The 16,000-nt window shown below is 56.4% G+C and carries 11 protein-coding genes; 10 read left to right on the top strand and 1 reads right to left on the bottom strand.

Translation table 11 applies throughout. The features are described from left to right. Positions 1–3 precede the first annotated feature (3 nt). From sdhA to brnQ, 8 genes are all read left to right on the top strand, one after another. The gene (gene sdhA, locus K3169_RS18870; protein ID WP_027900894.1) at positions 4–1,776 is read left to right on the top strand and encodes a succinate dehydrogenase flavoprotein subunit; all 1,773 of its coding nucleotides are present in this window, start codon (positions 4–6) and stop codon (positions 1,774–1,776) included. 11 nt (positions 1,777–1,787) lie between these two features. Continuing rightward, the gene (locus K3169_RS18865; RefSeq protein WP_027900895.1) at positions 1,788–2,492 is read left to right on the top strand and encodes a succinate dehydrogenase iron-sulfur subunit; all 705 of its coding nucleotides are present in this window, start codon (positions 1,788–1,790) and stop codon (positions 2,490–2,492) included. Positions 2,493–2,752: 260 nt separating this feature from the next. Beyond that, a complete protein-coding gene (locus K3169_RS18860) occupies positions 2,753–5,584 on the top strand; it encodes a 2-oxoglutarate dehydrogenase E1 component (RefSeq protein WP_095096968.1) in 2,832 nt (943 codons plus the stop codon). A gap of 41 nt (positions 5,585–5,625) precedes the next feature. After that, on the top strand, positions 5,626–6,861 hold the full coding sequence (gene odhB / locus K3169_RS18855; RefSeq protein WP_027900897.1) for a 2-oxoglutarate dehydrogenase complex dihydrolipoyllysine-residue succinyltransferase: 1,236 nt from the start codon (positions 5,626–5,628) through the stop codon (positions 6,859–6,861). Between the two features lie 173 nt (positions 6,862–7,034). Further along, complete coding sequence (gene lpdA / locus K3169_RS18850; RefSeq protein ID WP_027900898.1) at positions 7,035–8,471, top strand: dihydrolipoyl dehydrogenase; 1,437 nt, start codon at positions 7,035–7,037, stop codon at positions 8,469–8,471. Positions 8,472–8,659: 188 nt separating this feature from the next. Continuing rightward, entirely contained in the window at positions 8,660–9,826 is a 1,167-nt protein-coding gene (sucC, locus tag K3169_RS18845) for an ADP-forming succinate--CoA ligase subunit beta (RefSeq protein ID WP_032629164.1), read from the top strand. Beyond that, positions 9,826–10,710 carry a succinate--CoA ligase subunit alpha gene (gene sucD, locus K3169_RS18840; protein WP_027900900.1) on the top strand — a complete coding sequence of 295 codons (885 nt, stop codon included), beginning with the start codon at positions 9,826–9,828 and terminating at the stop codon, positions 10,708–10,710. Before sucC ends, sucD begins: the two co-directional genes overlap by 1 nt. A 1,063-nt stretch (positions 10,711–11,773) precedes the next feature. Further along, positions 11,774–13,087 carry a branched-chain amino acid transport system II carrier protein gene (brnQ, locus tag K3169_RS18835; RefSeq protein ID WP_231677245.1) on the top strand — a complete coding sequence of 438 codons (1,314 nt, stop codon included), beginning with the start codon at positions 11,774–11,776 and terminating at the stop codon, positions 13,085–13,087. Positions 13,088–13,209: 122 nt separating this feature from the next. Here the strand turns inward: brnQ and K3169_RS18830 are convergent, their stop codons facing one another. Next, the gene (locus K3169_RS18830; protein ID WP_087267897.1) at positions 13,210–13,467 is read right to left on the bottom strand and encodes a hypothetical protein; all 258 of its coding nucleotides are present in this window, start codon (positions 13,465–13,467) and stop codon (positions 13,210–13,212) included. A 90-nt stretch (positions 13,468–13,557) separates the two neighbouring features. Between K3169_RS18830 and K3169_RS18825 the strand changes: the two genes are divergently transcribed. Then, a complete protein-coding gene (locus K3169_RS18825) occupies positions 13,558–13,890 on the top strand; it encodes a hypothetical protein (RefSeq protein ID WP_263267407.1) in 333 nt (110 codons plus the stop codon). A 169-nt stretch (positions 13,891–14,059) separates the two neighbouring features. Next, positions 14,060–15,964: a molecular chaperone HtpG gene (gene htpG, locus K3169_RS18820; protein ID WP_027898650.1), complete on the top strand. Its 1,905-nt coding sequence runs from the start codon at positions 14,060–14,062 to the stop codon at positions 15,962–15,964. Positions 15,965–16,000 lie beyond the last annotated feature (36 nt).

Raw genomic sequence — 16,000 nt, 5'->3', positions numbered from 1 at the left:
TCCATGGCTAACATAAATACACTTTCATTCGACGCCATCATTATTGGTGGCGGCGGTGCAGGCATGCGTGCTGCCTTGCAGCTGGCTCAGGGCGGCCACAAGACCGCCGTAGTCACCAAGGTTTTCCCGACTCGTTCGCATACTGTTTCTGCTCAGGGTGGCATCACCTGCGCGATCGCTTCTGCCGATCCAAACGATGACTGGCGCTGGCACATGTACGATACCGTTAAGGGTTCCGACTACATCGGTGACCAGGACGCTATCGAATATATGTGTCAGGAAGGCCCGGCTGCAGTTTATGAGCTGGACCACATGGGCATGCCGTTCTCGCGCACCGAGCAGGGCCGTATCTACCAGCGTCCGTTTGGTGGTCAGTCGAAGGATTTCGGCAAGGGCGGTCAGGCTGCGCGTACGTGCGCGGCGTCCGACCGTACAGGTCACGCCCTGCTGCACACCCTCTATCAGGGCAACCTGAAAGCAGGTACCACCTTTCTGAACGAGTATTACGCAGTTGATCTGGTGAAGAACCAGGACGGCGCGTTCGTGGGTGTGATTGCGATCTGCATCGAAACCGGCGAAACCATGTACATCCGCGCCAAGGCGACTGTATTGGCCACCGGCGGCGCTGGCCGTATCTATTCCTCTACCACCAATGCCCTCATCAATACCGGTGACGGCGTCGGCATGGCACTGCGTGCCGGTGTTCCTGTTCAGGACATCGAAATGTGGCAGTTCCACCCAACCGGCATTGCTGGCGCAGGTGTACTGGTCACAGAAGGTTGCCGCGGTGAAGGCGGATACCTGATCAACAAGCATGGTGAGCGTTTCATGGAGCGCTATGCGCCGAACGCGAAAGACCTTGCTGGTCGTGACGTTGTTGCGCGTTCCATGGTCAAGGAAATCATCGCGGGTAATGGCTGTGGTCCTGATGGCGATCACGTGATGTTGAAGCTAGATCACCTGGGCGAAGAAGTGCTGCACAGCCGTCTGCCAGGCATCTGTGAGCTGTCGAAGACATTTGCGCACGTGGATCCGGTCGTTGCTCCTGTACCTGTTGTGCCTACCTGCCACTACATGATGGGTGGTGTTGCCACCAACATTCATGGTCAGGCCATGACCCAGGATGCTGACGGCAACGATCAGATCCTTCCCGGGTTGTTCGCTGTAGGTGAAGTAGCATGCGTATCTGTGCACGGTGCCAACCGTCTGGGTGGTAACTCGCTGCTCGACCTCGTGGTATTTGGTCGTGCTGCCGGCCTGCACCTTGAGAAAGTGCTGACCGAAGGCATTGAATATGCGGACGCTAGCGAAACCGATATCGATGCCGCGCTGAGCCGTCTCAATGGCCTCAACGAGCGTACCGAAGGTGAGGACGTCGCTACTCTGCGCCGCGAGCTGCAAAGCTGCATGCAGAACTACTTCGGCGTGTTCCGTACCGGCGAATATATGCAGAAAGGTATCGCTCAGCTGGCTGATCTGCGCGTTCGTATTGGCAATGTCAAGATCAACGACAAGTCCCAGGGCTTCAACACGGCGCGTATCGAAGCGCTCGAGTTGCAGAACCTGCTGGAAGTTGCCGAAGCTACTGCAGTTGCTGCAGAAGTGCGTAAAGAGTCCCGCGGTGCTCATGCTCGCGAAGACTATGAAGATCGTGACGATGAAAACTGGCTGTGCCACACCCTGTACTTCCCTGGCGAGAAGCGGGTTGCCAAACGTGCAGTCAACTTTGCGCCGAAGACAGTACCGGCGTTTGAACCGAAAATTCGGACTTACTAAAGGTGGCCGCTATGTTGAAAGTCGAAGTTTATCGCTACAACCCCGACAGCGACTCTGCGCCTAAAACCCAGGTGTTCGACGTTGATACCGGTGGTAAAGACTTGATGGTGCTGGATGTATTGGCCCTGATCAAGGAACAGGATGAAGGGTTCTCTTACCGTCGTTCGTGCCGTGAAGGTGTTTGCGGCTCCGACGGTATGAACATCAACGGCAAGAACGGCCTGGCGTGCATCACGCCGCTGTCCGCCGTGGTCAAGGGCAACAAGCTGGTGGTGCGTCCACTGCCTGGTTTGCCTGTGATACGTGACCTGGTTGTTGATATGAGCATCTTCTACAAGCAGTACGAGAAGGTTAAGCCATATCTGTTGAACGATACCCCGGCTCCGGCCATCGAACGTCTTCAGACTCCTGAAGAGCGTGAGAAGCTGGATGGTCTGTACGAGTGCATTCTATGCGCTTGCTGCTCGACTTCCTGCCCGTCCTTCTGGTGGAACCCGGACAAGTTCCTCGGTCCAGCTGCACTGCTGCAAGCCTATCGTTTCCTGGCTGACAGCCGTGACAACAAGACCGCCGAGCGTCTGGCTTCGCTGGATGACCCGTTCAGCGTATTCCGCTGCCGCGGGATCATGAATTGCGTCAACGTTTGTCCGAAGGGTCTTAACCCAACCAAGGCTATCGGTCACGTGCGCAACATGCTTCTGCAAAACGGCGTCTGATTTGACTGTTACATCGTAATGCCGTAATACCCGTAACCGCTGCGGCGCAGGCTTCAACCGGCGCCGTAGTTTTAACCTGAGCAGCAGCGAGTAACGCTGCGGCTCTTATTTTGAAGAAATAAGACCAGCAGGGGCATCCGGGCTGGTACCCGGACTATCTGCGTGATCCTAAGTGGCTTGATACAGTCGCTGCACATGACTATCTCAGGTTTGCTGTGGTGTCTTCGCCGGTGGTGTCCCCTTACCGAGGGTGACCAAGCATGCAAGAAAGCGTGATGCAGCGCATGTGGAACAGTGCCCACCTTTCCGGTGGTAACGCTGCCTATGTGGAAGAGCTCTATGAGCTCTACCTGCACGACCCTAACGCTGTGCCAGAGGAATGGCGCACCTACTTTCAGAAGTTGCCCGCTGACGGCAACTCTGCCACCGATGTATCGCACTCGACGATTCGCGATCATTTCGTGTTGCTGGCGAAAAACCAGCGCCGCGCCCAACCGGTATCCGCCGGCAGCGTGAGCAGCGAGCATGAAAAGAAGCAGGTCGAAGTACTGCGGCTCATCCAGGCTTACCGTATGCGCGGCCATCAGGCTGCCCAGCTCGACCCGCTGGGGCTGTGGCAACGTACGGCGCCAGCTGACCTGTCGATCAATCACTATGGGTTGACCAACGCTGACCTGGATACCACTTTCCGTGCCGGTGACTTGTTCATTGGCAAAGAGGAAGCGAGCCTACGTGAAATCCAGGACGCCCTACATAAGACATATTGCCGCACCATCGGCGCCGAATTCACTCACATCGTGGATTCCGAGCAGCGCAACTGGTTCATGCAGCGTCTTGAGAGTGTCCGTGGCCGTCCTGCTTTCTCTGCCGAAATTCAGAGCCATCTGCTCGAGCGCGTCACCGCGGCAGAGGGTCTTGAGAAGTATCTGGGCACCAAGTATCCGGGCACCAAGCGCTTCGGTCTGGAAGGTGGCGAGAGCCTGATCCCGATGCTGGACGAGTTGATCCAGCGTTCTGGTTCTTATGGCACCAAGGAAATCGTTATCGGTATGGCCCACCGTGGCCGTCTGAACGTGCTGGTCAATACCTTCGGCAAAAACCCGCGCGAGTTGTTCGACGAGTTCGAAGGCAAGAAGAAAGTCGAGCTGGGTTCCGGTGACGTTAAATACCACCAGGGCTTCTCCTCGAACGTAATGACCACTGGCGGCGAAGTTCACCTCGCCATGGCGTTCAACCCGTCTCACCTGGAGATCGTCTCTCCGGTGGTTGAAGGTTCGGTTCGCGCCCGTCAGGATCGTCGTAACGATCCGAACGGTGACAAGGTTCTGCCAATTTCCCTCCACGGTGATGCTGCTTTTGCAGGGCAGGGCGTGGTCATGGAAACCTTCCAGATGTCGCAGACTCGCGGCTTCAAGACGGGTGGCACGATCCACATTGTCATCAACAACCAGGTGGGTTTCACCATCAGCAACCCGCTGGACTCGCGTTCCACCGAGTACGCCACCGACGTTGCCAAGATGATTCAGGCGCCGATTCTCCATGTGAATGGTGATGACCCTGAAGCCGTCGTTTTCGTGACCCAACTGGCTATCGACTACCGCATGCAGTTCAAGCGTGACGTGGTTATCGATCTGGTCTGCTACCGTCGTCGCGGTCACAACGAAGCGGATGAGCCGAGCGGCACTCAGCCTCTGATGTACCAGCAAATCACCAAGCAGCGCACCACGCGTGAGCTGTATGCCGAAAGCCTGATCAAGGCCGGCGTTCTGGACGAGGCTCGCGTACAGGCCAAGATCGACGACTACCGCAACGCGCTGGACAACGGTCTGCATGTTGTGAAAAGTCTGGTCAAAGAGCCAAACAAAGAGCTGTTCGTGGACTGGCGTCCGTATCTGGGTCACGCCTGGACTGCACGTCACGACACCCGCTTTGACCTCAAGACTCTGCAGGAACTGTCAGCCAAGCTGATGGAGCTGCCAGAAGGTTTTGTGGTTCAGCGTCAGGTTCAGAAAATCTACGAAGACCGTCAGAAGATGCAAGCTGGCGGCCTGCCGATCAACTGGGGTTACGCCGAAACCATGGCGTACGCAACCCTGGCGTTCGAAGGTCACCCGATCCGCATGACGGGTCAGGACATCGGCCGCGGTACGTTCTCGCACCGTCACGCTGTGTTGCACAATCAGAAAGACGCCGGGACTTACATCCCGCTGCAGAATCTGTATGCCGGTCAGCCACGTTTCGATCTGTATGACTCCTTCCTCTCGGAAGAAGCCGTGCTGGCATTCGAATACGGCTACTCGACGACTCAGCCAGATGCGCTGGTTATCTGGGAAGCCCAGTTCGGCGATTTCGCCAACGGTGCGCAAGTGGTTATCGACCAGTTCATCACCAGCGGCGAGCACAAGTGGGGCCGTCTGTGCGGTCTGACCATGTTGCTGCCTCACGGTTATGAAGGGCAGGGGCCAGAGCACTCGTCGGCACGTCTTGAGCGTTACCTGCAGGGTTGTGCCGAGCACAACATTCAGGTGTGCGTACCGACTACACCGGCGCAGATCTACCACTTGCTGCGCCGTCAGGTCATCCGTCCGCTGCGTAAGCCGCTGATCGTCCTGACGCCAAAGTCGTTGCTGCGTCACAAGCTGGCCGTTTCTACCCTGGAAGATCTCGCCGAAGGTTCGTTCCAGACCGTGATCCCGGAAATCGACACCCTCGATGCCGCCAAGGTGACCCGTCTGGTGCTGTGCGGCGGTAAGGTTTACTACGACCTGCTGGAAAAACGCCGTGCCGAAGGCCGCGAAGATATCGCCATCGTGCGTATCGAGCAGCTGTACCCGTTCCCGGAAGACGACCTGATGGAGGCGATTGCGCCTTACACCAACCTGCAGAATGTAGTGTGGTGCCAGGAAGAACCGATGAACCAGGGTGCGTGGTATAGCAGCCAGCACCACTTGCGTCGCAGCGTTGGCAATCACAACCGCAACCTCGTCCTCGAGTATGCCGGTCGTGACGCCTCTGCAGCGCCTGCATGTGGTTACGCTTCGATGCACGCCGAGCAGCAGGAAAAACTGCTGCAAGATGCCTTCACTGTTTAACGCCTTCGCGCATTAGAAACCGAATTAAGGAATTACAGATAATGGCTATCGAGATCAAAGCCCCCTCTTTCCCGGAATCAGTTGCCGACGGCACCATTTCCAAGTGGCACAAACAGCCGGGCGAAGCGGTAAAACGTGACGAGCTGCTGGTTGACATCGAGACTGACAAAGTTGTCCTCGAAGTACTGGCTGAAGCTGACGGCGTGCTGGCATCGATCGTGAAAGGCGAGGGCGAAATCGTCCTCTCCAACGAGCTGATCGCAACTCTGGACGGTGGCGCTACTGCATCTGCTGCTCCGGCTGCCGCTGCTGCACCTGCTGCTGCTCCGGCTCAAGCAGCTGCCCCGGCCGCTGCTCCAGCTGCTGGCGACGAAGATTCGGTTGCTGCTCCTGCTGCTCGCAAACTGGCTGAAGAAAACGGCATCAACCTCGCCAGCGTCAAAGGCACTGGTAAAGACGGCCGTGTGACCAAGGAAGACGTGGTTGCTGCTGTTGAAGCCAAGAAGTCCGCGCCTGCTGCTGCACCTGCCGCCAAGCCAGCCGCTGCCGCTGCTCCAGTCGTCGCTGCTGGCGACCGCACCGAGAAGCGCGTACCGATGACTCGCGTACGTGCCACCGTTGCCAAGCGTCTGGTTGAAGCTCAATCGAACATGGCGATGCTGACCACTTTCAACGAAGTCGACATGACTGAAGTCATGGCGCTGCGCTCGAAGTACAAGGACCTGTTCGAGAAGTCCAACAATGGCGTACGCCTGGGCTTCATGTCGTTCTTCGTCAAGGCTACTACCGAAGCGCTGAAACGCTTCCCGGCAGTCAACGCATCGATCGACGGTTCCGACATCGTTTATCACGGCTATGCCGACGTCGGTGTTGCGGTTTCCAGCGACCGTGGTCTGGTGGTTCCGGTTCTGCGTAACGCAGAGCAGATGAGCCTGGCTGAAATCGAAGGCGGCATCGCTACCTTCGGCAAGAAAGCCCGTGACGGTAAGCTGTCCATCGACGAAATGACCGGTGGTACCTTCACCATCACTAACGGTGGTACTTTTGGTTCGATGATGTCGACGCCGATCGTCAACCCGCCACAAGCGGCCATTCTGGGCATGCACAACATCATTCAGCGCCCGATGGCGGTCAATGGTCAGGTTGTGATTCGTCCAATGATGTACCTGGCTCTGTCCTACGATCACCGTTTGATCGATGGTAAAGAAGCTGTGACGTTCCTGGTGACCATCAAGAACCTGCTGGAAGATCCAGCTCGTCTGCTGCTGGATATCTGATTCACGACAGCTGCAAGCCGCAAGCGTCAAGCTGCAAGTAAAAGCAGTCTGGCGCTGAAGCTTTGGCCGTCGCTACATCCTAATGAACAGGTTGCAACGCTCGTCTGTAATACATCACAGGCCAGCTTGCAGCCTGTAGCTTAAAGCTCGCAGCTAAAGAGGAACTCTTTGTTATGTCCCAGAAATTCGACGTGGTAGTGATTGGCGCAGGCCCTGGCGGTTATGTTGCCGCCATCAAGGCTGCGCAACTTGGTCTCAAGACTGCCTGCATCGAGAAGTATCAGGACAAGGAGGGCAAGCTGGCCCTTGGCGGTACTTGCCTGAACGTGGGTTGCATTCCGTCCAAGGCGCTGCTGGACAGCTCCTGGAAGTTCTATGAAGCCAAAAATGGCTTCTCGATCCATGGTATTTCGACTTCCGAAGTCAGCATGGACGTGCCGGCCATGGTTGGCCGCAAAGCCAACATCGTCAAAGGCCTGACCGGCGGCGTTGCCAGCCTGTTCAAAGCCAATGGCGTGACCACTCTGCAAGGCCACGGCAAACTGCTGGCCGGCAAGAAAGTCGAGCTGACCGCTGCTGATGGCACTGTTGAAATCATCGAAGCGGATCACGTGATCCTGGCTTCCGGTTCGCGTCCGATTGACATTCCACCGGCGCCGGTCGATCAGAAAGTCATCGTTGATTCGACTGGCGCTCTGGAATTCCAACAGGTTCCACAACGTCTGGGCGTGATCGGCGCTGGCGTTATCGGCCTGGAACTGGGTTCCGTATGGGCTCGTCTGGGGGCTCAGGTTACTGTTCTGGAAGCGCTGGAGAAATTCATCCCTGCCGCTGACGAAGCTGTTTCCAAAGAAGCCCTGAAGACCTTCACCAAGCAAGGCCTGGACATCAAGCTGGGCGCTCGCGTCACCGGTTCGAAAGTCGAAGGCGAAGAAGTTGTGGTCAGCTACACCGACGCAGCGGGCGAGCAGTCGATCACTTTCGACCGCCTGATCGTGGCCGTTGGTCGTCGTCCTGTGACGACTGATCTGCTCGCTTCCGACAGCGGCGTGGACCTGGATGAGCGTGGTTTCATCTACGTTGATGACTACTGCACCACCAGCGTTCCTGGCGTTTACGCCATCGGCGACGTGGTTCGTGGTCTGATGCTGGCCCACAAGGCTTCTGAAGAAGGCATCATGGTTGTCGAGCGCATCAAGGGCCATAAGGCTCAGATGAACTACAATCTGATTCCTTCGGTCATCTATACGCACCCGGAAATCGCATGGGTGGGTAAAACCGAACAGACCTTGAAGAGCGAAGGCGTTGAAGTTAACGTCGGCACCTTCCCGTTCGCAGCCAGCGGCCGTGCCATGGCAGCCAACGACACGGGCGGCTTCGTCAAGATCATTGCCGACGCCAAGACTGACCGTGTTCTGGGCGTTCACGTTATTGGTCCTAGCGCTGCCGAGCTGGTACAGCAGGGCGCGATCGCGATGGAATTCGGCAGCAGTGCCGAAGACATCGGCATGATGGTCTTCTCCCATCCGACGCTTTCCGAAGCATTGCATGAAGCTGCTCTGGCCGTGAATGGCGGTGCCATCCACATCCAGAACCGCAAAAAGCGTTAAGACAACAAGAGAAACCACGACGGACTGCCCGTCGTGAGCCTTGCGAGCAAGACTCACCGCGGAATGTCCGCCGGACTCGACCTCCGGACTCTCCCTGAAGGGATTGCCCGGGGTATCGGTCACAGGTGGTGCGGCACGCCAGACGTGCAGCACCGAATGCGCAGTACCTAACGAAGACGGTAATAAGCATGAATCTTCACGAGTATCAGGGTAAGCAGCTGTTCGCTGAGTACGGTCTGCCAGTATCCAAAGGCTACGCAGTAGACACCCCGGAAGCAGCAGCAGAAGCTTGCGATAAAATTGGCGGGACCGAGTGGGTTGTCAAAGCCCAGGTTCACGCGGGTGGTCGCGGTAAAGCGGGCGGCGTAAAGCTGGTTCGCAGCAAAGAAGACGCTGCAGCGTTCGCCCAGCAATGGTTGGGCAAGCGTCTGGTAACTTACCAGACTGACGCCAACGGTCAGCCAGTGACCAAGATCCTGGTTGAATCCTGCACCGACATCGCTAAAGAGCTGTATCTCGGCGCTGTAGTGGATCGTTCCAGCCGTCGTATCGTGTTCATGGCTTCCACCGAAGGTGGCGTGGACATCGAGAAGATCGCTCACGACACTCCTGAGAAAATCCTCAAGGCCACGATCGATCCACTGGTTGGCGCTCAGCCATTCCAGGGTCGCGATCTGGCATTCCAGCTAGGTCTGGAAGGCAAGCAGGTTTCCCAGTTCGCCAAGATCTTCACCGGTCTGGCCAAGCTGTTCCAGGACCACGATCTGGCCCTGCTGGAAGTGAACCCGCTGGTCATCAAGGCTGACGGCGATCTGCACTGCCTCGACGCCAAGATCAACATCGACGCCAACGCCATGTACCGTCAGCCAAAGCTGAAGGCTTTCCACGATCCATCGCAAGATGACCCGCGCGAAGCCCACGCTGCCAAGTTCGAACTGAACTACGTGGCACTGGAAGGTAACATCGGCTGCATGGTCAACGGTGCTGGCCTGGCCATGGGTACCATGGACATCGTCAACCTGCATGGCGGCAAGCCAGCCAACTTCCTCGACGTAGGCGGTGGTGCAACCAAGGAACGCGTTACCGAAGCGTTCAAGATCATTCTGTCCGACACCAACGTCGCTGCAGTTCTGGTCAACATCTTCGGCGGCATCGTTCGTTGCGACATGATTGCCGAAGGCATCATCGGTGCAGTGAAAGAAGTCGGCGTGAAAATCCCGGTTGTTGTTCGCCTTGAAGGTAACAACGCTGAACTGGGCGCTAAAGTACTGGCAGAAAGCGGTTTGAACATCATCGCGGCTACCAGCCTGACCGACGCTGCTCAACAAGTTGTCAAAGCTGCGGAGGGCAAGTAATGAGCGTCCTGATCAATAAAGACACCAAAGTAATCTGCCAGGGCTTCACTGGTTCGCAGGGTACTTTCCACTCCGAGCAAGCCATTGCCTACGGCACCAAAATGGTTGGCGGCGTTACTCCAGGCAAAGGTGGCACCACTCACCTGAATCTGCCAGTGTTCAACACTGTGCAAGAAGCAGTAGACAAAACCGGCGCAACTGCTTCGGTTATCTACGTTCCAGCTCCGTTCTGCAAGGACTCCATCCTTGAAGCGGCGTTCGGCGGTATCAAGCTGATCGTCTGCATCACCGAAGGCATCCCGACCATCGATATGCTGGAAGCCAAGGTCAAGTGTGACGAGCTGGGTGTGGTCCTGATCGGTCCAAACTGCCCAGGCGTTATCACTCCGGGCGAGTGCAAGATCGGCATCATGCCAGGTCACATTCACTTGCCAGGCAAAGTAGGCATCGTGTCGCGTTCCGGCACCCTGACTTACGAAGCTGTTAAGCAGACCACTGACGCCGGTTTCGGTCAGTCGACCTGTGTTGGTATCGGTGGTGACCCGATCCCTGGCTCCAACTTCATCGACATCCTGAAGCTGTTCCAGGAAGACCCGAAGACCGAAGCGATCGTGATGATCGGTGAGATCGGCGGTTCAGCTGAAGAAGAAGCGGCTGCCTACATCAAGGCACACGTGACCAAGCCGGTTGTTTCCTACATCGCTGGTGTGACTGCTCCTCCGGGCAAGCGCATGGGCCATGCTGGCGCAATCATCTCTGGCGGCAAAGGCACTGCAGACGAGAAATTCGCTGCGCTGCAAGACGCAGGTGTTAAAACCGTGCGTTCGCTGGCAGACATCGGCAAGGCTTTGGCTGAGCTGACTGGTTGGGAAGTCAAAAAATAAGCATCTGCTTATTTGATTGACCGACTACACAAAGGCCACCTTCGGGTGGCCTTTGTGCGTTGTGGAGGGGGTGATATATCTTCTCGTATTTGGATTGTGGGCATATCTGGTATTCGGTAACTGCTTGTATTGGTTGCGCTTTTACAGCGCCTCACTTTTGAAAGGAGCCCAAAAGTAAGCAAAAGGCTCTTGCCCCACCACTTGGCACCTCGCTGTCGCTCGGTGTACCCGCCCGCAGATCCTGAACCGTGGGCCGCCGCAACGGGCCATCCATGGCCCAATGCGGCTAACCCGGCATCCCTGCCGGGTTACCCACGGTTCAGAATCTGCGGGCGGCCAGCGTGGTTTAACGGGGCGCCCAAGATCAAAATCAAAAGCGCGGCGGCCTGACAGCCGACCTGATTTGTGAACTTACCGATTTTCTGTAGGAGCTGCCGAAGGCTGCGAAGCGGTTTGCCAGACGCCGAATGCGTTGGTTGTGGTGACGTCTCGCGAACAAGTTCGCTCCTACCGGTCCGAGGCGATCCCTCTGTTTTCGTTTCGCTCTGCTTTTGATTTTGATCTTAAGCGCCCCGTTAAACCACGCCGGCCGGAATTCGACCTTGCTGCGTGGGGTAAACCGGCAGGGATGCCGGTTTAGCCGCCTCAGGCCATGGATGGCCGGTGGCGGCGGCCCCACGCAGCAATGTCGGATTACGGGTATGCCGAGCGACAGCGAGGCACCCAGTGGTGGGGCAAGAGCGTTTTGCTTACTTTTGCGCTCCATCAAAAGTGAGGCGCTGTAAAAGCGCAACCAATATCAGCCGTTACCCCAAAAACGGATATGTACACAAAAACAACCGGTGCAAGATAAACCAAACCCCCCAACCGTGCGTTCATCGGCCGCTTCGCCCTCTATTAGTGCAATAAACACGCAAATTGGTTAGGCTAGCCGCCATTTTGTGCATCGCGGGTCTCACAAGGAGCCGCCGCACAGCGGCTCGTCCTAAAAGGACCGGCATGAATTTCCCCCACTCAACGGGAAGTCGCCCTCCAATTCCGATTCTGAAGTGTGGTTTTCTCAATGAAAGTGTTGAAAGGTCAGGACATCCTGGCACTGGGTTTCATGACGTTTGCCCTGTTCGTAGGGGCTGGCAACATCATCTTCCCGCCCATCGTAGGTCTGCAGGCCGGGCCGAATGTATGGATGGCCGCGTTAGGCTTTCTGGTCACGGCAGTCGGTCTGCCCGTGGTCACCGTCATCGCGCTGGCCAAGGTCGGTGGCGCGATGGATGCGCTCAGTAGCCCCATAGGCAAGGTCGCTGGCAGTATCCTCGCCGCAGTTTGCTATCTGTCCGTAGGGCCACTGTTCGCCACACCGCGCACGGCGACTGTATCGTTCGAAGTCGGGCTCGCGCCGCTGACTGGAGACAGCGCCACTGCGTTGTTTCTCTACAGCCTCGTGTATTTCCTGATTGTGCTGTGGGTGTCGTTTTACCCAGGCCGATTGCTGGACACAGTAGGGCGCTTCCTTGCACCGCTGAAAATAATCGCGCTGGCGGTGCTGGGGATTGCAGCTTTCGCACTGCCCGCAGGAGACATCGGTGTCGCTGAGCCCGCCTATGTCGCAGCACCGTTTTCCCAAGGCTTTATCAATGGCTACCTGACCATGGATACCCTGGGTGCACTGGTGTTCGGCATTGTCATCGTCAACGCCATTCGCTCAAGAGGCGTGGAGTCGCCGCGTCTGATCACCCGTTACGCGATTATTGCCGGTTTGATTGCCGGGGTAGGGCTGGCGCTGGTTTACATCAGTCTGTTCCGTCTGGGTTCCGGCAGTCATGCCGTCGCAGCAGGGGCGAGTAATGGTGCGGCGGTGTTGCATGCCTACGTGCAGCATACCTTCGGTTCGCTGGGGAGCGGTTTCCTTGCGGTGCTTATCTCGCTGGCCTGTCTGGTCACCGCCGTGGGCCTGACGTGCGCCTGTGCCGAGTATTTCGCCAAGGTACTGCCATTGTCGTACAAAACCTTGGTGATAATTCTGGCAGCGTTCTCGTTGCTGGTTTCCAATCTGGGTCTGACCAAACTGATTCTGTTCTCGATTCCGGTACTGACGGCGATCTATCCGCCCTGCATCGTTCTGGTCGCGCTGAGTTTCTGCAAAAACTTCTGGTATTCACAGGCTCGTATCGTCGCGCCGGTGATGCTGGTGGCGTTTGTGTTCGGTCTGATTGATGCGATCAAAGGCGCCGGTTTCAAAGATTACCTGCCTCATGCCTTGAGCAACTTGCCCCTTAGCGATCAGGGGTTGGCCTGGCTGATCCCGGCCGTCATTGTTCTGTGCGTAGCATTTGTCTGTGACCGGATTATCGGCAAGCGCAACGACGCGTTGGCCTGATGTTTAATGGCGTGTGGTAAACGTTCAGAAAACTATCGACAGGCGAGTGTATTAAACTCGTAACTAATAAAGCCCGCTCATGGCGGGCTTTATTATATGAAAAGTCGGGGAAACTTTTCGGCTTACTTGGTAGTCGCTGGATCTTGAGTCGTCTTGCCAGCTTCCTGGGCGCGCTGTGCGTCCGCCTCGGCATTCTTCTGAGCGGCTTCCTGACTTTCTTTAGCCGCGTCGTTCACTTTGTCCTGAGCCTTTTGCATCGACTCCTGAGATTCTTGAGCGGCTTTGTTCGCATCTTGTTGAGTGTTCTCGGATTTCTTGTCGCAAGCGGCAAGGCCCAAGGTGGCAGAGAGCATCAAGGCATAAGCTAAAGTATTGCGCATGGGGTGTTTCTCCTTATTGAATATCTACGAGCCTAAGAGCCTTGCGGATTAAGTTAAGTTCCAACTCTTTTTTTCGCGAGTTGGATGTGTATGCAAGGCGCACAATCACGCGGGCTGCGGGATATCACATTAACTTTTGATGAAAATATGAAAGAGGTTGTGAGCCTGACGGGTGAAAGCCCCGTGTTTGAGCGTGTCAGCGTTTTTTCTTTCTGGATTGGCCACTGTCAGGCGTCTGTATTGCTGTTAATCGGTGTGTACACAAATGGCATCACGCGGGCGCTGGCTTATTCCGAGAAAATCATAGGTGGGCCGATGCTGGGGTTATGCGCGCCTGTCTCAAGTGCAATTGTCTTCCCTGTGCGCGCGCTCCCCATTGATGCGGATGACGAATGTCGCGGTCACTGCGCGCCCTTGCTGTAGAGCTGGTTGTCACGGTGCGAGCGCATTTGAAAATTGACGACTTGTCGATCGAATCGGGTAAGCCCTTGAAATCCGAGACCCAGCCCCCACTTTGATGACAACCCGCCGCCAGACACCGGTTCCGGCTTGTGTCTGGCGGCTTATGCCATCTGATTGGAGTTTGATGACCATGAGTGTGGAAACTCAAAAGGAAACCCTGGGCTTCCAGACCGAGGTAAAGCAGCTGCTGCACCTCATGATCCACTCGCTGTATTCCAACAAGGAAATCTTCCTTCGCGAGTTGATCTCTAACGCCTCTGACGCCGTCGATAAACTGCGCTTCGAAGCACTGTCCAAACCGGACCTGCTCGAAGGCGGCGCTGAGCTGAAAATTCGCGTGAGCTTCGACAAGGAAGCGAAAACCGTCACGCTGGAAGACAACGGTATCGGTATGAACCGTGACGATGTGATCACCCACCTGGGGACCATCGCCAAGTCCGGCACCGCCGATTTCATGAAAAACCTGTCTGGCGATCAGAAAAAAGATTCGCACTTGATCGGTCAGTTCGGTGTGGGCTTCTATTCGGCCTTCATCGTTGCCGATCAGGTTGAAGTATTCAGCCGTCGCGCTGGCACACCTGCCAGCGAAGGCGTGCACTGGTCTTCCAAAGGCGAAGGCGAGTTTGAAGTTGCCAACGTCGAGAAGGCCGAGCGCGGTACTCGTATCGTTCTGCACCTGAAGAGCGGTGAAGACGAGTTTGCGGACGGCTACCGTCTGCGCAACATCATCAAGAAATACTCCGACCACATCGCGTTGCCAATCGAGCTGCCGAAAGAATCCGCTGCTGCCGAAGGCGAAGAAGCTCCGGCTCTCGAGTGGGAAACCGTCAACCGCGCCAGCGCGCTCTGGACCCGTCCTCGCACCGAGGTGAAGGACGAGGAGTATCAGGAGTTCTACAAGCACGTCGCCCACGACTTCGAGAACCCGCTGAGCTGGAGCCATAACAAGGTTGAAGGCAAGCTGGAATACACCTCGCTGTTGTACGTGCCTGCTCGTGCGCCGTTCGACCTGTATCAGCGTGAAGCGCCGCGTGGCCTGAAGCTGTACGTTCAGCGCGTGTTCGTCATGGATCAGGCTGAGTCGTTCCTGCCGCTTTACATGCGCTTCGTCAAAGGCGTGGTCGATTCCAATGACCTGTCCCTGAACGTTTCCCGTGAAATTCTGCAGAAAGACCCGATCATCGATTCAATGAAATCGGCGTTGACCAAGCGTGTCCTGGACATGCTGGAAAAACTGGCGAAAAACGAGCCTGAGCAATACAAAGGCTTCTGGAAAAACTTCGGTCAGGTCATGAAAGAAGGCCCGGCAGAAGACTTCGCCAACAAAGAGAAAATTGCAGGTCTGCTGCGTTTCGCTTCGACTCACGAAGAGGGCGGCGAGCAAGTCGTTTCTCTGGCCGAATACCTAGCTCGCGCCAAGGAAGGTCAGGACAAGATTTACTACCTCACCGGTGAAACCTACGCACAGGTCAAGAACAGCCCGCACCTTGAAGTCTTCCGCAAGAAAGGCATCGAAGTGTTGCTGCTTACCGACCGTATCGATGAGTGGCTGATGAGCTACCTCAGCGATTTCGATGGCAAAGGTTTTGTTGATGTGGCACGCGGTGATCTGGATCTGGGCAAGCTTGATTCCGAAGAGGACAAGAAAGCCCAGGAAGAAATCGCCAAGGATAAAGAAGGCCTGATCGAGCGTTTGAAAGCGGCGCTGGGCGAATCTGTCAGCGAAGTTCGGGTTTCTCATCGTCTGACCGACTCTCCGGCGATCCTGGCCATTGGCGAGGCCGACCTTGGCTTGCAGATGCGTCAGATTCTCGAAGCCAGCGGGCAGAAGGTTCCGGACTCCAAGCCAATCTTCGAATTCAACCCGGCGCATCCGCTGATCGGCAAGCTGGATGCCGAGCAGAGTGAAGAGCGCTTTGGTGACCTGTCGCACATCCTGTTCGATCAGGCTGCGCTTGCGGCCGGTGATAGCTTGAAGGACCCGGCGGCTTACGTGCGCCGTCTGAACAAGTTATTGGTCGAGTTGTCGGTTTAATATTCCGAGTCAAAGAAAACCCGCTTCGGCGGGTTT

Source organism: Pseudomonas phytophila, from assembly GCF_025643095.1.
GTDB classification, from domain to species: domain Bacteria; phylum Pseudomonadota; class Gammaproteobacteria; order Pseudomonadales; family Pseudomonadaceae; genus Aquipseudomonas; species Aquipseudomonas quasicaspiana.
Note: the sequence above shows the minus strand (reverse complement) of the source record. Positions and strands in the feature narration are given on the sequence as shown.